This window comes from Stenotrophomonas sp. CASM110 (assembly GCF_049384345.1).
GTDB lineage: Bacteria > Pseudomonadota > Gammaproteobacteria > Xanthomonadales > Xanthomonadaceae > Stenotrophomonas > Stenotrophomonas muris.
This window is the reverse complement of record NZ_JBMRGI010000006.1, coordinates 1-16916: the sequence shown is the minus strand read 5'-3', so window position 1 is coordinate 16916 and position 16916 is coordinate 1. Positions and strand designations below refer to the sequence as shown.

Below are 16916 nucleotides of genomic sequence, written 5' to 3'. Positions count from 1 at the left end.
CCTGCCGCATCGGCGCCGCCGGCACCGTGCCAGCGGTCGACTCCACCCCGAGTGTGCAACCGACCATCACAAAAGCCAATAGGCCCGGGCGATGGCCGGCGGCAGAATCAGTGGACGTCCTTCCAGTATTCCTTCTTCAGCAGGTACAGCAGGAAAGTCAGCAGGGCCAGGAACAGGATCACCCATACGCCCAGCTGCTGCCGCTTGAGCGCGGCCGGTTCACCGGCGTATTCGAGGAAGTTGGTGATGTCCCGAACGGCCTGATCGTACTGGCCGGCATCGACCGACCCGGGCGTTTCGATTTTCAGGCCGGTCACCGGCGGGTCCATGCCAGGCGCTTCCGCCTTGCCGTGCACCGCATGCTGCAGGCCCTGCATCTCCCACAGCGGGTTGGGCATGGAGGCATTGGCGAACAGCGCGTTGTTCCAGCCCAGCGGGCGGCTGCTGTCCAGATAGAACGACTTGAGATAGGTGTAGACCCAGTCACTGCCCCGCACGCGCGAGATCAGGCTGAGATCGGGCGGCATCTTGCCGAACCACTTCTCCGCGTTCTCCTTGGGCATCGCCACCGGGATCGGGTCGCCGATCGCCGAGCCGGTGAAGTTGAGGTTGTTCATCACCTCTTCCTCGGTCAGGCCGAGGTCCTGCGCCATCCGCGAATAGCGCAGGTACTTCAATGCGTGGCAGCCGGAGCAGTAGTTCATGTACAGCTGCGCGCCGCGCTGCAGCGAGGCGCGGTCACCGAGGTCGTTGCCGGCCTGCAGCAGCGGGGTGCCGCCTTCGGCGGCGGAGGCCAGGAAACTGCCCAGCATCAGGGTGGCCGCCAGGGCCAGCCGGACCATCCAGCGCTCAGTCATGCGTGGTCACCCTCTCCGGTACCGGCTTGGTCCTGTCCAACCTTGTCCATAGCGGCATGGTGATGAAGAACGCGAAGTACAGGAAGGTCAACACCCTCCCGATGTAGGTCTCGTGCACATCGGTGCCCGGGCCGGAACCAATCACGCCCAGCCACACGAAGCACACCGCCAGCACGCCCAGCATCACCTTCGAGATCCAGCCGCGGTAGCGCACCGATTTCACCTTCGCCTTGTCCAGCCACGGCACCAGGAACAGGATCGCGATGGCCGAGAACATCACCAGCACGCCGCCCAGCTTGTTCGGCACCACGCGCAACATCGCGTAGTACGGCGTGTAGTACCAGACCGGCTTGATGTGTTCCGGGGTCACCAGGCGGTTGGCTTCGGTGAAGTTGTCGTGCTCCAGGAACAGGCCGCCGAAACCGGGGGCGAAGAAGATGATGAAGGCGGCGATGATCAGCAGGAAGCCGGCACCGACGCCATCCTTGAGCGTGTAGTACGGATGGAACGGAATGCCGTCGGCCGGGGCGTTCGGCGACCAGCGGTTGCCCTTGGGCCCCTTCTTGATCTCCACGCCATCGGGGTTGTTCGACCCCACCTCGTGCAGCGCGCCCAGGTGCAGCACCACCAGCAACAGCAGCACCAGCGGCAGTGCGATGACGTGCAGCGCGAAGAAGCGGTTGAGCGTGGCGTCACTGGGCAGGTAGTCGCCCATGATCCACTCGGTCAGGCCGTTGCCGATCACCGGTATCGCGCCGAACAGCGAAATGATCACCTTGGCGCCCCAGAACGACATCTGCCCCCACGGCAGCACGTAGCCCATGAAGGCTTCGGCCATCAGCACCAGGTAGATCAGCATGCCCAGGATCCACACCAGCTCGCGCGGCTTCTGGTAACTGCCGTACAGCAGGCCGCGGAACATGTGCAGGTAGACCACGATGAAGAACAGCGAGGCCCCGGTGGAGTGCATGTAGCGGATCAGCCAGCCCCACTCCACATCACGCATGATGTATTCGATGGAGCCGAACGCCTCGGCGGCGTTGGTCTTGTAGTGCATCGTCAGGAAGATGCCGGTGACGATCTGGTTGACCAGCACCAGCAGCGCCAGCGAACCGAAGTAGTACCAGATGTTGAAGTTCTTCGGCGCGTAGTACTCGGTGACGTGCTTGCGGTAGACCGGCATCAGGCCCGGCGCGCGGGCATTGACCCAGTCGGCCACGCCGCTGGCGGTACGAGCGAGGATATTGGCCATCAGGCTGCCCCCTGCGGATCGACACCGATGATGATGGTGTTGTCGTCCTGGTAATGGTGCGCGGGCACCTTCAGGTTGATCGGCGCCGGCACGTCCTTGAAGACGCGGCCGGACATGTCGAAGCGCGACTTGTGGCAGGGGCAGAAGTAGCCGCCCTTCCACTGCGGGTCATAGGGTTCAGGCCGGATCTCGGCGACCATTTCCGGCGAACAGCCCAGGTGCGTGCACAGGCCGACCAGCACGGAAATGTCCGGCTTGATCGAGCGCAGCTCGGGGTTCTGCTTCAGCACGTAGTCCGGCTGCTGGTCCTTCTCGCCGGACTCGGGGTCCTTGAGGCGGCCATCGAGCCCGTGCAGTGCATCGAGGATCGCCTTGGACCGCTTGACGATCCAGATCGGCTGGCCACGCCATTCCACGATCAGGCGTTGGCCTTCCTGCAGGGCGCTGATGTCGGCCACCACCGGTGCGCCGGCAAGCTTGGCACGGGCACTGGGGTTCCAGGATTTGATGAAAGGAACAGCGGTGAATCCGAGGCCGACGGCGCCCACCACGGCTGTGGTGGCAGAAAGAAAACGCCGACGTCCGGTGTTGACTGGATCGTGTACCCCATCGTTGGCCATCCGGCACTCCGATATTGATTAGGTAGCTTTAAGGCTGCCAGCGGATCCGGTGGGGGCCAGAGCCGCATTGAATCATGGGCGAGTGTAGCGGAACCGTCGAGCGCCACACAACGCATTGCAACAACATTGATTACGGGGCTGCCAGCCAGTGGCCGGTCGGTACCGGCCATTGCCCAAGGTTGCCGGCCAGCGGCCGGCACTACTGGTGCGTCAATGCGGTGCGGTAACGCTCGGCCAGCTGCCCGACCCGGCGCACGTAGTACTGGGTCTCGCTGTAGGGCGGCACGCCACCGTGGCGGTCAACCGCGCCTTCGCCCGCGTTGTAGCCAGCCGCGGCCAGGGTCAGGTCGCCATTGAAACGCTTCAACAACCACGCAAGATACTGCACGCCACCGCGGATGTTCTGCCCGGCATCGTAGGAATCGCTGACTCCGAAACGGGCCGCGGTTGGCGGCATCAGCTGCATCAGGCCCTGCGCGCCGGCGCGGCTGAGCGCGGTCGGGTTGTAGGCCGACTCGGCGTGGATGATGGCGCGCACCACGGCTTCGTCGACGCCGAACTCGCGCGCGGCCGAGCTGATCTCGGTCTGGAACGCGGTGGTGTTCAACCGCACCGAACCGAAGTCCACGCGCGGGTTGACGCCACAGGCGTAGCAGCGCTCCATGAAACTGTACCGGATGGTGCGCACCGGGCCGAGGTTGGCGACCTGGGTCGGGCGCGCACTGGTGTAGTGGCGCACGCCGTCCTTCATGAAGGAATAGACCTGGCCGCTGACCATGCGCCCGCTGCGCGAGGCAACCGGGGGCGCGGGTACGGCGGCTGGCGCAGCCGCCGGCGTCGCAGCGCTGGCCGCCACCGCCACCGGGTTGCGCTCGATGCTGGCCACGGTGGTCGGCGCCGGCTTCGGCGCGGCCACCACCGGGCGCGGTGCCGGGCGGAGGTCGCGGCTGTAGCTGATGGCGCTGCAGCGGGCCCCGGCCAGGCGCTTGCTGACATAGCTGGTGACCCCGTCGGCGCCCTGGCACTTGAACAGGGTGCCCGCGCTGGCCGGCGCAGCGGTCAGCGCAGCGATGATGATCGCCGTTGTCCCCAGTATCCCCTTCATGCCGGCGAGTGTCCCAGCTTCGCCGGGGCTTGCCAAGCGACGCGGCTCAGCCTGTGACCGGCGGCACAGCCAGCACCTGCCCCAATCCGGCCAGGCGCTGTGCCAGTTCATCGCGCAGGCCCGGCGGCGTGGTCCACACCGCCACCGGCACCCGGTCCAGGCTGAGGATCTGCGCCAGCATCATGCCGCGGCTCTCGGCGCCCATGCGCAGCAGGCAATGGTCGGGCCCATCGTCCTCCAGCACACCACACCAGGGCGGGATGCGGCCTTCCAGCTCGGCGCGGCTGCCGGCCAGGCGGACGATGGCCTGCAGGGCGAACGGGGCCTGGCTGACCGCCTGCCGCACCATCACATCCGGCGGTGCGGGCGTACGGCGGTGCATGCCCGGCTCGGCGCATTCGCGCACCGCGCCCATCCGGTCCACGCGCAGGGTGCGCCAGTCCTGCCGGCCCAGGTCCCAGGCCAGCAGGTACCAGCGCCGCCCGTAGTTGACCAGGTGCTGCGCCTCGACCTCGCGCTGGGTCACCGCTTCCTGGGCACTGCGGTATTCGAAGGCCAGCCGTGACGCCTGCCGGCAGTGCTGGGCCAGCTGCCCAAGCAGGCGTGCGTCGGTGGACGGAAGGTCGGACAGGGTGGCGGTGGCGGCATGCACCTCGCCGGCCTGCTGGCGGCGACGGGTCGGCACCAGCGGATCGAGCTTGGACAACAGGCCGCGCGCGGTGTCGTCGATGCCGGCGACGGTCGCCGAGGCCGCGCGCAGGGCGATGGCCAGGGTGGTCGCCTCCTCCTCGTCCAGCAGCATCGGCAGCACCGGCGCCCCTGCCCCCAGCTGGTAGCCGCCGCCAACCCCGGACGAGGCCCGGACCGGATAACCCAGCTCGCGCAGGCGCTCGACGTCACGGCGGATGCTGCGCCGGTCCACGCCCATGCGCTCGGCGAGCTCGGCCCCGGACCACTGGCGACGGGCCTGCAGCAGGGCGATCAGGCGCAGCAATCGATGGGCGGTATGGCGCATGAAGGATCGAGGACAGAAGTCGTCCGCAATAGTGCCCCAGGATGGCCTCCAGTTCACCACCCACCGCAAGGAGCAATGCCATGAATTCACGCCAGATCACCCTGTACCACGCCGCCCGTTCGCGCTCGAGCGGCGCCGTGGCCCTACTCGAAGCACTGGGTGCCGACTACCGCATGCAGGTGCTGGACCTGAAGGCGGGCGCCAACCTGGCCCCGGCCTACCTGGCCATCAACCCGATGGGCAAGGTGCCGGCGATCGTCCACAACGGTGCGCTGGTGACCGAGCAGGTGGCGATCTATCTGTACCTGGCCGACCTGTATCCGGAGGCCGGCCTGGCACCGCCGATCGGCGACGCCCTGCGCGGGCCCTACCTGCGCTGGATGGCCTTCTATGGCGCCTGTTTCGAGCCGGCGATGATCGACAAGGCGATGCACCGCGAGCCGCCGCCGCGCCTGATGTCGCCGTACAACGACGCCGAGACCGTGCTGCAGGTGATCGAGGCCCAGCTGGCGCAGGGCCCCTACCTGCTCGGCGAGACGATGAGCGCCGCCGACGTGCTGTGGGGCAATGCGCTGGCCTGGACCACGGCCTTCGGCCTGGTGCAGCCCGCGCCGGCCACGGCCGATTACATCGCACGGATGAGCGCGATGACCGCCTTCGACCGTTCGCGGCAGATCGATGCGGAGCTGGCGGCGTAAGCAGCGGCCTCTTGTAGAGCCGAGCCCACGCTCGGCTGCTCCTCCGCCTTGCAAAGGCAGCCGAGCACGGGCTCGGCTCTACAGTGATGGCCACGCTGGGCATGGGCTCGGTTGCACGGGCGCGGCGGCTGGCGTGGGATGCGGGTAGAATTGCCCGCTTTCCCGCCACCCGAATGGATTAAGCGCCATGACCGGGACGCCAGACGTCTTTCCGCCCACCACACCGGGCGGTACCCCGCTCGTTGCCCTGCCCGCTGGTCCGCGCAAGCCCGACCAGGTGAAAGGCAAGCTGTACATCAAGACCCACGGTTGCCAGATGAACGAGTACGACTCGGCCAAGATGGCCGACGTGCTTGCCGCCAGCGATGGCCTGGAACTGACCGACAGCCCGGACGACGCCGACGTCATCCTGGTCAACACCTGCTCCATCCGCGAGAAGGCGCAGGAGAAGGTGTTCAGCCAGCTGGGCGTGTGGAAGGGCCTGAAGAACAAGGGCCGCGAAGTCATCATCGGCGTCGGCGGCTGCGTCGCCTCGCAGGAAGGCGAAGCGATCATCAAGCGTGCGCCGTTCGTCGACCTGGTGTTCGGCCCGCAGACCCTGCACCGGCTGCCGGAGCTGATCCGCGCACGCCGCGAACAGAAGCGCCCGCAGGTCGACATCAGCTTCCCCGAGATCGAGAAATTCGATCGCCTGCCCGAGCCGCGCGCCGAAGGACCCTCGGCATTCGTGTCGATCATGGAAGGCTGTTCCAAGTACTGTTCGTTCTGCGTGGTGCCCTACACCCGCGGCACCGAAGTCAGCCGCCCGTTCGAGGATGTGGTGGTGGAGGTGGCGCAGCTGGCCGCACAGGGCGTGCGCGAGATCAACCTGCTCGGGCAGAACGTCAACGCGTATCGCGGGCCGTACGGTGACGGCGAGTTCGCCGACCTCGGCCTGCTGATCCGCACCATCGCCGAGATCGATGGCGTCGGCCGCATCCGCTTCACCACCTCGCATCCGCTGGAGTTCAGCGATTCGCTGATCGATGCGTTCCGTGACGTGCCACAGCTGGCCAACTTCCTGCACCTGCCGGTACAGGCTGGCAGCGACCGCGTGCTGTCAGCGATGAAGCGCGGCTACACCGCGCTGGAATTCAAGTCGAAGATCCGCAAGCTGCGTGCGGTGCGCCCGGACATCTCGATCAGCTCGGACTTCATCGTCGGCTTCCCCGGCGAGACCGATGCCGACTTCGAGAAGACCATGAAGCTGATCGAGGACATCGGCTTCGACCACAGCTTCTCCTTCATCTATTCGCGGCGCCCGGGCACGCCAGCCGCGGACCTGGAGGACACGATCAGCGATGCCGAAAAGCACGCGCGCCTGTCGCGCCTGCAGGAGCGCATCAATGCATACGCCGCCGGCATTTCCGAGAAGATGGTCGGCACCGTGCAGACCGTGCTGGTGGAAGGCCCTTCGCGCAAGAACCCGAACGAGCTGACCGGCAAGACCGAGAACATGCGTTCGGTGAACTTCCCGGCGCCGGCGCGCCTGATCGGCCAGTTCGTGGATGTGGTGATCACCGAAGCGCTGACCAATTCGCTGCGCGCGCGGGTGGTGACGGAATGAATCTTCGGGTCGGAGCCCCAAAGGGGCTCCGGCCCGCCGGCCCGATAAATTGGGGTCGGAGCCCCTGCGGGGATCCGACCCCCTGCCTTCAATCCAGGCGCTTGCGGAAACGCAGGATGGCCAGGGTCATCATCACCACGATGAAGGCCAGCAGCGCCAGCGCGTCGTGCCACAGCTCCCACAACGAGGCGCCGCGCAGCATGATGCCGCGCACCAGGCGCAGGAAGTGGGTCAGCGGCAGCACCTCGGCCAGCCACTGCACCGGCCGCGGCATGCCAGCGAACGGGAACATGAAGCCCGACAGCAGGATCGACGGCAGGAACAGGAACAGGGTCATCTGCATCGCCTGGAACTGCGAGCGCGCACGCGTGGAGATCAGCAGGCCCAGCGCCAGGTTGGCCAGCACCAGCAGCACCGCGGCCAGATAGATGTCCAGCAGGCTGCCGCGAATGGGTACCTGGAACAGCCAGGTGCCCAGCACCAGCACCAGCGTGGTCTGCAGCAGGCCGATGGCCGCATAGGGCAGCACCTTGCCGACCATCAGCTCGCTGCGCGACACCGGCGTGGCGATCAGCAGTTCCATGTTGCCGCGCTCGCGTTCGCGCACCACCGCTACCGCCGTGAACATCACCAGGGTCATGGTCAGGATCACCCCGATCAGGCCCGGTACGATGTTCACCGCCGAGCGCCGCTGCGGGTTGTAGAAGCTGGTCACGCTGACCGGACCACTGGCGATGCTGCCTTCGCGCAGGGGACGGGTGTTGCTGGTCGGGCGCGTGTCCAGCGGCACCTGCGCCAGCTGGATCGCCGCGCTCTGCACCACGGTGTCGCTGCCATCGACCAGCACCTGCACCGCCTCGCGTCCATCGAAGCGGCGACGCTCGAAGTCGGCCGGCACCACGATGCCGACACTGATCTCGCCACGGCGCAGCGCCTGCATCAGCTGGGCAGGCGTGTAGGCTTCGCTGCGCGGCGTGATCACGCCGGTGGCCACCATGTCCTGCACCAGCGCGCGCGAAGCGGCGCTGTTGGCCTGATCGGCGACACCCGCATCGAGATGACGCAGGTTGAGGTTGATCGCATAGCCGAACAGCAACAGCTGCATCACCGGAATGCCAACGATCATCGCCAGCGTGATGCGGTCGCGGCGCAGCTGCCGCAGCTCCTTGAGCATGATCGCCCACAGCCGGCGCAGGTTCATCCCGCCGGCTCCCGGCCGCGGCCACGGGTGGCGGCCACGAACACATCTTCCAGGTTCGGCGCCACCGTCTGGATGCGGGCCTGCGGGTCAGCGTTGGCAAGTGCACGGGCCAGCACTGCGACGTCCGCTGCGCCCTCATTGCACAGCACGCGCAGCTGGGTGCCGATCTGCGCCACGCTCAGCACACCGGGCAGCTCAGACAGTGCGCGGCTGGCCTGCCGCGGCTGCGACGACGTGACCTGCAACGTGCGGCCGTCCAGCCGTGCGCACAGCTCAGCCGGCGTGCCATCGGCGACCAGCGCACCACGGTCCAGGATTGCCAGCCGGTGGCAGCGCTCGGCCTCGTCCATGTAGTGGGTCGACACCAGCACGGTGGTACCGGCGTCGGCAAGTTCAAACAGGGCTTCCCAGAAATCACGGCGCGATTCCGGATCGACCGCGCTGGTCGGCTCGTCCAGGAACAGCAGCTCGGGCGCGTGCACGACGGCGCCGGCCAGGGCGAGGCGCTGCTTCTGGCCACCGCTGAGGGTTCCGGCCAGTTGTGGCTGACGGTCCAGGAGATGGTACTGCTCCAGCAGCTCGTCGACCCGCTGCCGGGCCTGCGCGCGTGCCAGATCCTGGATGGCGGCGAGGAATTCCAGGTTCTCGCGCACCGACAGGTCCTCATACAACGAGAAGCGCTGGGTCATGTAGCCGATGCGCCGGCGCAGTGCTTCGGCCTGCTCGGGAACCGCCAGCCCCAGCACCTGGATCTGCCCAGCGCTCGGTTCCAGCAGGCCGCACAGCATGCGGATGGTGGTCGACTTTCCGGATCCATTGGGCCCCAGGAAGCCGTACACCTGCCCGCGCGGCACAGTCAGGTCGACATTGTCCACGGCCAGAAGATCGCCGAAGCGGCGGGTCAAGCCCTGCGCATGCACCGCGATGTCGTCGCCGGTGTTCAGAAGCGCACCTGCACCGGCAGTCCGGCCGGAAGCTTCTGCATGTCGGTGGCCGTGTCCACTTCGATCTCGGCCAGATAGCTCAGGCGCTCGACGTCATCACCGGTCAGTGCGTAGTACGGGGTGAACGAGGGCTCGCTGCGGATTGAGCGCACGTGCCCCTTCAGCACGGTGCTGCCGTCTTCCAGCTGCACCTGCGCAGCCTGCCCGACCTTGACCTGCAGGCGCAGCGGCTGCGGCAGGTAGACGCGTGCATAGGGGCGCTCGCCGACCAGCATCACCGCCAGTGGCGCCCCGATCGGCGCCTGGTCACCCTGCCGGTAAGGCAGGGCATCGACAATACCATCGCGCGGCGCGCGCAGCTGCAGCTTCTGCAGGTTGACGCCCTGCACCACCTGCTGCGCCTGCGCGGCATCGGCGGCCGCCTGGCCCTGGGCGATGTCCTGCGCGCGGCTGCCGTGCACCAGTTCCAGCCAGGCCTGCTCGGCGGCCCGCACGCTGGCCTCGGCACTGCCGGCAGCCGCCCGTGCACGGTCCAGCTCGGCGGCGGCGATCAGGCGCTGGCGTGCCAGCGGTTGCACCCGACGGTAGTAGGCCGTGGCTTCGGCGGACTGCGCGCGCAACGCGGCCAGCTGCGCCTGGGCCTGCGCGATCTGTTCCTGGCGCGGGCCGATCTTCAGTTCTTCCAACTGGGCCTGCGCGCGCACCGTGTCGGCCTGCGCCGCGGCGAACTGCGCGTCGCCGCGGGCGGGGTCGAGCTGCATCAGCACTGCTCCGGCCTTGACCTGCTGCCCCTCGCGCACCTCCACCGTGGCGATCACTTCGGCCGCCGGCGCCGGCACCGTGATCCGGTCCCACTCCAGCGTGCCGAGCGCTGCAGGCGGCGCCTGCCCACACCCGGCCAGCAGGCCGATACCCACCAATCCGATTCCACGCATCCCATTGCCGATGCCCATGCCATCCCCTCCTGCGACGGCGCCACGGTGCCATCCGCCCCGTGCACCCTCTATGATTCCGATCAGCCCTGACGGTTTTTTCACCACGCGTTGGCGAGCCTTTGGCTGCAAGGCTCCGCGCCACCTATCCACAGGTTGATTCGGCATCATTCCACAACCGGTGTGGAAAACCGGCAACACGGGATCCTGTTGCTCGCCTGGCAGCGGAACCTGCGCTGCGATCACGAAGAACGCCGGCGTGCCCGGGAAGTTCTCGGCCACGCGCTGCGACGTGCCCTCCCTCCCGGTCCGCCCGTCCTGCGGGTGCCGGCACGCCCGGGTCCGTGACGATTTTTTCACCACCCCCTCATGACGCTTGTGGCACAAGCACTGTAGAGGTCTATCCACAGGTTTCCGCAGCCCCCGTCCACACCGGGTGTGGAAAAGCATGTATCGACCCCGTGCTGGCCGCGCGCCCGCTGCGCGCGCTACCCTTGTCCTCCCTGAATACACTGCGGTGGAAGGCTTCCGCCCCACCCAAGGCAATGAAAAGCATCGAACATCGAGACTTCACCCTGTCGCCGGAAGACACCGAGCGGCTGGCCAACCTGTGCGGCCCCTTCGATGGGCACCTGCGCCAGATCGAGCTGAAGCTCGGCGTGGAGATCGCCAACCGCGGTTTCGTGTTCCGCATCAGCGGGCCCAACGAAGCCATCGTCGAGGCGCAGAAGCTGGTTGAAGCGCTGTACGCCGAAGCCGGCGAAACCACCTTCGACAACCACGCCATCCACCTGCGCCTGGCGCAGGCCAACGTCGAGCAGATCGCCGAACGCTCCTACGAAGCGCAGGAGGTGGCGATCAAGGTCAAGCGCGGCACGGTGCGCGGTCGCGGTGTCAACCAGGGCCGCTACCTGCACCACATCGCCACGCATGACATCAACTTCGGCATCGGCCCGGCCGGCACCGGCAAGACCTTCCTGGCCGTGGCCAGCGCGGTCGAAGCGCTGAACGAATCACGGGTGCAGCGCCTGATCCTGGTGCGCCCGGCGGTGGAGGCCGGCGAGAAGCTGGGCTTCCTGCCCGGTGACCTGAGCCAGAAGGTCGACCCCTACCTGCGACCGCTGTACGACGCCCTCTACGAGATGATGGGCGTGGAGAAGGTGGTCAAGCTGCTGGAAAAGAACGTCATCGAAATCGCGCCGCTGGCCTACATGCGTGGCCGCACGCTCAACGATGCCTTCGTGATCCTGGACGAAGCACAGAACACCACCATCGAGCAGATGAAGATGTTCCTGACCCGCCTCGGCTACGGTTCCACCGCCGTGGTCACCGGCGACCTGACCCAGACCGATCTCCCCAAGCACGTGAAGTCCGGCCTGCGCGATGCCATCGACGTGCTGCGCGAGGTCGAGGGCGTCAGCTTCACCTTCTTCGAGTCGCGCGACGTAGTCCGCCACCCGCTGGTGGCGCGCATCGTCAGCGCCTACGATCGCCGTGACCTGCATCAGATCCAACCTGGAGCAACTCCATGACCCGTGGTCCCGTGCGACTGGACGTCGCCGTCAGTTATGCCCTGCCGCGCACCGGCCTGCCGGCGGCGGTCAGCTTCCGCAAGTGGGTGGCTGCTGCGCTGAAAGGCCGCATCCGCGAGGCCGACCTGGCCATCCGCGTGGTCGATGCCAAGGAAGGGCAGTCACTGAACCGCCATTATCGCGGCAAGGATTACGCGACCAACGTGCTCAGCTTCCCGGCCGAAGTGCCCGAAGGGCTGCCCAAGGGCGTGAAGTTTCCGCTGCTGGGCGACCTGGTGATCTGCGCACCGGTGGTGGCCCGCGAGGCCGATGAACAGGGCAAGGCGCTCAACGCCCACTACGCACACCTGACCGTGCACGGCGTGCTGCACCTGCTCGGCTGGGACCACGAGGACGACAAGGAAGCCGACGCCATGGAACAGCTGGAGCGCGAGATCCTGGCCGAGCTCGGCATCGCCGACCCCTACGCCGGCGAGCGCTGAGGCCCACGCACACCGGGATCTTCACGGAGGACGCGCCCATCGCGCTGCTGCCCGCACTCATCGCCGCTCTTCTGCAGGTGACCACTGCCCCGGGCATCGACCCCGGCCGGGAACGACCGTCGCCGTTCCCGGCCAGCGACAGCGCCGCCGACATTGCCGCCAAGGTCGCCGAGGTGCAGGCGTTCTTTGACGTCAGCCAACAGACGGCGCGTCAGGCGGTCGCCGAGGCGCAGCAGCACGCATTGATGGAACGTTTGAAAGCGCGCCACGCGGCACGCCTCGCCGGAATCTGGGTGGACAACGCGGCAGGTTGGAACGTCGTCGTTCGACTGACTGGCCCAGCACCCGCGGCCGATGAGACACATCCAGGGGCGGATGGCCCGCAACGCGTGCGCTACATCACCGGCGCCGCGATGACCGAAGCGGAGATGCAGCGCCGCCTGCACGCACAGCGGGACTGGCTGCTGGCCCAGCTGCCCGACCTGTTCGGCTATAGCCTGGATGTCACGACCGGGGAACTGGAGGTTGAGCTGCGGGATACCCCAGCCAACCGCGCGACGGCGGCGGCCGTGCGCGATCACCTGCAGGTGCAACTGGGCTATCCGGTCAGGCTGCGCTGGTACCCTGCGACCACGCGCCGGTATCCGCCCTGATTGCCTTGGGGCGCTCGCGATGGCTGGCCGGGACCGGTACGATCACCGGCCTGCCTCCCGTTGCGGATCCCGTGCCCGTGCTGCGTATTGCCCTGCCCCTGCTGCTCGCCGTGTCCGCCCCGGCCGCTGCCCTGGACCTGCCGGCGCTGATCGAATGCCGCCAGGGCGTGGCCGAGCAGGCCGCGCTGGCGCCCCTGCTGGCTGATCCGCTGAAAGCCGTCGCCCACGGCCTGCAGCCGCTGCCGCAGGGCAACCAGTTCATGAGCGAGTACCGGCTGGCCCAGCCGATCAGCGTGTTCGGCGCCCGCACCGAACGGGTCGCCGTGGCCGGGTCCAGCGTCATGGCGATCCTCGACCAGGCCGATCCGCGGCCGCTGGCCGGGCGGCTGGGGCTGGAGACCGGCTACGACCAGGACGGCAAGTTCATGGCCGGCCGCGAGCTGGTCAGCCGCGACGTGACCGATCCGAAGACCGGCGAGGCCCGGATCGAGTCGATCATCCTCAGCGTCTCCACCGTGGCCTCCCATCCCGGCAAAACCCTGGCCGGCTGCACCTACAGCCTGGACCTGCCCGAGGAAGAAGCCCCCGCCCGGCCTGAACTGGCCCCGCCGCCGATCACCGGACCGGGCAGCGACGGTCACTGACAGGCCGCCACATCCTGCTAGACTTGGGCCAACGCCCGGCTTGCCGGGTGCCCTTTTTCCAGAGATGTCAGAAGACGACAGTAGTAGCTCCGCACAGGAGCCCAGTGAAAAGAAGCGCGGCTGGCTTGAACGCCTGACCTCCGCCTTCTCCGGCGAACCCCATACCCGCGACGAGCTGGTCGCTGTCCTGCACACCGCGCAGGAAGAGGGCCTGATCGCCGCCGATACCCTGAAGATGATGGAAGGCGCCATTTCGGTGGCCGAGCTGACCGTGGGCGACGTGATGATCTCGCGCTCGCAGATGGTTTCGCTGCCGGTCGAAGCGCCCTTCCTGGAACTGATGAAGCAGGTGGTCGAATCCGGCCATTCGCGCTTCCCGGTGCACGGCGAGAACAAGGACGACATCCTTGGCATCCTGCTGGCCAAGGACCTGCTGCGCGGCGTGGTCGCCGACAACGGCCCGGCCAACGTGCGCGAGCTGCTGCGCCCGGCAGTGCTGATCCCGGAGGCGAAGAAGCTCAACGTGCTGCTGAAGGAATTCCGCCTGTCACGCAACCACATGGCCATCGTGGTCGACGAGTACGGCGGTGTCGCCGGCCTGGTCACCATCGAGGACGTGCTGGAACAGATCGTCGGCGAGATCGACGACGAGCATGACGAGGCCGAGGATCCGTCGGCGCAGATCGCCATCCAGTCCGACGGCCAGTACGTGGTCGACGCGCTGACCCCGATCGGCGACTTCAACGAACGCTTCGGCGCTACCTTCTCCGACGAGGACTACGACACCATCGGTGGCCTGGTCACCGAGGCCGTGGGCCACCTGCCGGAAGTTGGTGACGAGCTGGCGTTGGACCGCTTCATGTTCCGCGTGGCCCGCGCCGATGCGCGCCGGGTCCAGGCCTTCCACGTGACCGTGCTGCCGCCGGACGCGCAGGACGACGCTTGAAGCGCGGCGCCCTCCTGGCACTGCGCCTGAGGCTGTGGCTGGCACTGTGCGTGCTGGCCACGGCCCTGCCGCTGGCCGCCTTCGCGCAGCCGGCGGCACCCGCTCCTGCTGCACCCGCCACCAGCGCCGAGGCTCCCGCCCCGCGCATCGGGGTGGTGACCATGCAGCCGGGCACGGTGTTCTTCGAGCGCTTCGGCCACGACGCCATCGTCGTGATCGATCCGCTCAGCGGCGAAGCGACCTCGTACAACTTCGGCTACTTCGATCCGTCCGAGGACGATTTCATCAGCCGCTTCGTGCGCGGCGACATGATGTACTACCTGGTGGCGCTGCCGCTGCAGCAGGACCTGTCGTACTACGACGAGACCGGCCGCGGCGCCAGCGTGCAGTGGCTGGACCTGCGCCCCGACCAGGCACGCGCCCTGGCCGCTGACCTGGCCGAGCGCGCCAAGCCGGAAAACGCGCGCTACCACTACGACTACTACACCGCCAACTGCGCCACGATGGTGCGCGACACGGTGGACAAGGCGCTGGATGGCGGCCTGCAGTCGCAGCTGTCGGGGCGTTCGCGCGGCAACACCTATCGCAGCGAGTCGGTGCGCCTGGCCTCGCCGGCACCGTGGATGTGGCTGGGCTTCGATGTCGGCCTCGGTCCGTTCGCCGACCAGCCGCTGTCGCGATGGCAGGAAGCCTTCGTGCCGATGCGCCTGGCCGACGCGCTGCGGCAGGCGCGCAACAGCGACGGCCGGCCGCTGGTGCAGTCCGAACAGGAACTGCTGCCGCACCGCATCGACCCGGAGCCGAAGGAGTTCGCGCGCCGCTGGTGGCCGTGGCTGCTGTGTGGCCTGGTGATCGCCGCCGGCATACTGGCGCTGCGCAACCGCCCGCGCCTGCTTGCCGGGCTGGCCCTGCCGTTCTGGCTGCTGTGTGCCATCGCCGGCAGCCTGCTGGTGTTCCTGTGGGGCTTCAGCACCCACTACGCCGCCTGGGCCAACCGCAACCTGCTGCTGCTTTCGCCACTGGCCGTGCTGCTGCTGCCAGGCGCGATCGCGCTGCTGCGCCGGCGCGCGCCGGGCCGCATGTTCAGGGTCGTGCTGTGGCTGCTGGCGGTGCAGGCCGTGGCGGCGCTGGTGCTGCACTGGCTGAGCCTGCAGGCGCAGTACAACGTGCAGTGGATCGTGCTTCTGCTGCCCGTCCACGTCGCGCTGGCGTGGGTACTGGGGCGCCGTCCTCACTTGTCCGAAACACGGCACTGACGCACGATGGCGGGCATGTCATTGCCCGCCTCCGCTTCCGCCCCTGCCTCGGCCAACCCCGCCTGCGTCATCAACTGCGTCCACTACGATGACGACGGCAAACGCCACGACATCAGCCTGGATGCCATCAGCGATGTCATTGCCAGTGGCAACGGCTTCGTCTGGGTCGGCCTGTACGACCCCAACGACGATGTGCTGCTGAAACTGCAGGAAGAGTTCTGCCTGCACGACCTGGCCATCGAGGACGCGCGCAATGCGCACCAGCGGCCCAAGGTCGAGACCTACGGCAATTCGCTGTTCGTGGTGGTGACCACCGCGCAGATGGTGGACGAACGCATCCAGTACGGCGAAACCCACGCCTTCCTCGGCCCGCGTTTCCTGGTGACGGTGCGCCACGGCGCCTCGCTGTCCTACGCCCCGGTGCGTGCACGGGTCGAGCGTGAACCGCAGCTGCTGAAGATGGGCCCGTCGTACTGCCTGTACGCGGTGACCGACTTCGTGGTCGACAACTACCTGCCGATCGTGCACCGCTTCCGCGACACCCTGGACCTGCTGGAAAAGGACATCTTTGCCGACAGCTACAAGCGCAGCACGGTGGTACGGCTTTACGAGCTCAAGCGCGAACTGAACAAGATGCGGATGGCGGTGGCACCGCTGCAGGATGTGCTGGCGCAGCTGCGCCGCTACCAGGGTGACCTGATTCCCGATGAAGTGAAGCTCTACGTGCGCGACGTGCATGACCACGCGGTACGCATCAGCGATGTGATCGACACCCTGCGCGAGATGCTGGGCACCGCACTGAGCGTGAACCTGTCGCTGGTGACGCTGGCGCAGGGCGAGACGGTCAAGCGCCTGGGTGCATGGGCCGCACTGCTGGCAGCGCCGACGCTGATCACCAGCTGGTACGGCATGAACTTCAGCCACATGCCCGAGCTGAGCCAGCCGTGGTCGTATCCGCTGATGATTGTCGGCGTGGGCGGTGTGTGCGTGGGCCTGTACCGGTTGTTCAAGCGCGCGAAGTGGTTGTAGCGCGTATCGACCAACGGTCGATACCCACCATGCACGGGGGCGTCGATACCCAGCAATACGGTAGGCCGCGACCGTTGGTCGTGGCATATGCCCCGCTGCTGGTAGTGCCGGCCGCTGGCCGGCAACCACGGCAAATCCCGCCAC

17 protein-coding genes are annotated in these 16916 nt (G+C 67.5%); 9 read left to right on the top strand and 8 right to left on the bottom strand.

Annotated elements, in window-relative coordinates; translation table 11 throughout:
• Positions 1–107: 107 nt before the first annotated feature.
• The 5 genes from VG561_RS06235 to VG561_RS06215 all read right to left on the bottom strand — a co-directional run bounded on the left by VG561_RS06235 (position 108) and on the right by VG561_RS06215 (position 4849).
• A complete protein-coding gene (locus VG561_RS06235) occupies positions 108–857 on the bottom strand; it encodes a cytochrome c1 (protein WP_032960911.1) in 750 nt (249 codons plus the stop codon).
• Complete coding sequence (locus VG561_RS06230; RefSeq protein WP_014646581.1) at positions 850–2109, bottom strand: cytochrome b; 1260 nt, start codon at positions 2107–2109, stop codon at positions 850–852. Before VG561_RS06230 ends, VG561_RS06235 begins: the two co-directional genes overlap by 8 nt.
• On the bottom strand, positions 2109–2729 hold the full coding sequence (petA, locus tag VG561_RS06225; protein WP_423179479.1) for a ubiquinol-cytochrome c reductase iron-sulfur subunit: 621 nt from the start codon (positions 2727–2729) through the stop codon (positions 2109–2111). The genes VG561_RS06230 and petA overlap by 1 nt, the downstream gene beginning before the upstream one ends.
• 199 nt (positions 2730–2928) lie before the next feature.
• On the bottom strand, positions 2929–3834 hold the full coding sequence (locus VG561_RS06220; RefSeq protein WP_111205949.1) for a lytic transglycosylase domain-containing protein: 906 nt from the start codon (positions 3832–3834) through the stop codon (positions 2929–2931).
• 46 nt (positions 3835–3880) lie between these two features.
• Entirely contained in the window at positions 3881–4849 is a 969-nt protein-coding gene (locus tag VG561_RS06215; RefSeq protein ID WP_014646579.1) for a helix-turn-helix transcriptional regulator, read from the bottom strand.
• Positions 4850–4929: 80 nt separating this feature from the next.
• Here VG561_RS06215 and VG561_RS06210 point away from each other — a divergent pair, with 80 nt between their 5' ends.
• Complete coding sequence (locus VG561_RS06210; RefSeq protein WP_014646578.1) at positions 4930–5547, top strand: glutathione S-transferase family protein; 618 nt, start codon at positions 4930–4932, stop codon at positions 5545–5547.
• A 187-nt stretch (positions 5548–5734) separates the two neighbouring features.
• A complete protein-coding gene (gene miaB / locus VG561_RS06205) occupies positions 5735–7153 on the top strand; it encodes a tRNA (N6-isopentenyl adenosine(37)-C2)-methylthiotransferase MiaB (protein WP_423179478.1) in 1419 nt (472 codons plus the stop codon).
• A gap of 88 nt (positions 7154–7241) precedes the next feature.
• Here the strand turns inward: miaB and VG561_RS06200 are convergent, their stop codons facing one another.
• The 3 genes from VG561_RS06200 to VG561_RS06190 are packed head-to-tail and all read right to left on the bottom strand — an operon-like array spanning position 7242 to position 10251.
• On the bottom strand, positions 7242–8354 hold the full coding sequence (locus VG561_RS06200) for an ABC transporter permease (protein ID WP_032960915.1): 1113 nt from the start codon (positions 8352–8354) through the stop codon (positions 7242–7244).
• Positions 8351–9274 carry an ATP-binding cassette domain-containing protein gene (locus tag VG561_RS06195; protein ID WP_423179477.1) on the bottom strand — a complete coding sequence of 308 codons (924 nt, stop codon included), beginning with the start codon at positions 9272–9274 and terminating at the stop codon, positions 8351–8353. The genes VG561_RS06200 and VG561_RS06195 overlap by 4 nt, the downstream gene beginning before the upstream one ends.
• A 20-nt stretch (positions 9275–9294) precedes the next feature.
• On the bottom strand, positions 9295–10251 hold the full coding sequence (locus VG561_RS06190) for an HlyD family secretion protein (RefSeq protein WP_069117295.1): 957 nt from the start codon (positions 10249–10251) through the stop codon (positions 9295–9297).
• 524 nt (positions 10252–10775) lie between these two features.
• Between VG561_RS06190 and VG561_RS06185 the strand changes: the two genes are divergently transcribed.
• From VG561_RS06185 to VG561_RS06155, 7 genes are all read left to right on the top strand, one after another.
• The gene (locus VG561_RS06185; RefSeq protein ID WP_423179476.1) at positions 10776–11762 is read left to right on the top strand and encodes a PhoH family protein; all 987 of its coding nucleotides are present in this window, start codon (positions 10776–10778) and stop codon (positions 11760–11762) included.
• Positions 11759–12244, top strand: coding sequence for an rRNA maturation RNase YbeY (gene ybeY / locus VG561_RS06180; RefSeq protein ID WP_014036587.1), 486 nt, complete (start codon positions 11759–11761; stop codon positions 12242–12244). The genes VG561_RS06185 and ybeY overlap by 4 nt, the downstream gene beginning before the upstream one ends.
• 77 nt (positions 12245–12321) lie before the next feature.
• Positions 12322–12897: a hypothetical protein gene (locus VG561_RS06175; protein WP_227863814.1), complete on the top strand. Its 576-nt coding sequence runs from the start codon at positions 12322–12324 to the stop codon at positions 12895–12897.
• A gap of 77 nt (positions 12898–12974) precedes the next feature.
• Positions 12975–13541 (top strand): hypothetical protein, encoded by a 567-nt coding sequence (locus VG561_RS06170; protein ID WP_069117598.1) that lies wholly within the window; start codon positions 12975–12977, stop codon positions 13539–13541.
• 64 nt (positions 13542–13605) lie between these two features.
• Positions 13606–14487: an HlyC/CorC family transporter gene (locus VG561_RS06165; protein WP_014036584.1), complete on the top strand. Its 882-nt coding sequence runs from the start codon at positions 13606–13608 to the stop codon at positions 14485–14487.
• Entirely contained in the window at positions 14484–15743 is a 1260-nt protein-coding gene (locus tag VG561_RS06160) for a DUF4105 domain-containing protein (protein ID WP_423179475.1), read from the top strand. Before VG561_RS06165 ends, VG561_RS06160 begins: the two co-directional genes overlap by 4 nt.
• 6 nt (positions 15744–15749) lie before the next feature.
• Positions 15750–16772 carry a magnesium and cobalt transport protein CorA gene (locus VG561_RS06155; protein WP_014646569.1) on the top strand — a complete coding sequence of 341 codons (1023 nt, stop codon included), beginning with the start codon at positions 15750–15752 and terminating at the stop codon, positions 16770–16772.
• The last annotated feature ends 144 nt before the right edge of the window (positions 16773–16916 follow it).

Coding starts and splice junctions, on each gene's coding strand:
- VG561_RS06230 (WP_014646581.1), bottom strand. CDS start 2,109: ATGGCCAATATCCTCGCTCGTACCGCCAGCGGCGTGGCCGACTGGGTC.
- VG561_RS06200 (WP_032960915.1), bottom strand. CDS start 8,354: ATGAACCTGCGCCGGCTGTGGGCGATCATGCTCAAGGAGCTGCGGCAG.
- VG561_RS06190 (WP_069117295.1), bottom strand. CDS start 10,251: ATGGGCATCGGCAATGGGATGCGTGGAATCGGATTGGTGGGTATCGGC.
- VG561_RS06185 (WP_423179476.1), top strand. CDS start 10,776: ATGAAAAGCATCGAACATCGAGACTTCACCCTGTCGCCGGAAGACACC.
- VG561_RS06235 (WP_032960911.1), bottom strand. CDS start 857: ATGACTGAGCGCTGGATGGTCCGGCTGGCCCTGGCGGCCACCCTGATG.
- ybeY (WP_014036587.1), top strand. CDS start 11,759: ATGACCCGTGGTCCCGTGCGACTGGACGTCGCCGTCAGTTATGCCCTG.
- VG561_RS06215 (WP_014646579.1), bottom strand. CDS start 4,849: ATGCGCCATACCGCCCATCGATTGCTGCGCCTGATCGCCCTGCTGCAG.
- VG561_RS06165 (WP_014036584.1), top strand. CDS start 13,606: ATGTCAGAAGACGACAGTAGTAGCTCCGCACAGGAGCCCAGTGAAAAG.
- VG561_RS06210 (WP_014646578.1), top strand. CDS start 4,930: ATGAATTCACGCCAGATCACCCTGTACCACGCCGCCCGTTCGCGCTCG.
- petA (WP_423179479.1), bottom strand. CDS start 2,729: ATGGCCAACGATGGGGTACACGATCCAGTCAACACCGGACGTCGGCGT.
- VG561_RS06220 (WP_111205949.1), bottom strand. CDS start 3,834: ATGAAGGGGATACTGGGGACAACGGCGATCATCATCGCTGCGCTGACC.
- miaB (WP_423179478.1), top strand. CDS start 5,735: ATGACCGGGACGCCAGACGTCTTTCCGCCCACCACACCGGGCGGTACC.
- VG561_RS06155 (WP_014646569.1), top strand. CDS start 15,750: ATGGCGGGCATGTCATTGCCCGCCTCCGCTTCCGCCCCTGCCTCGGCC.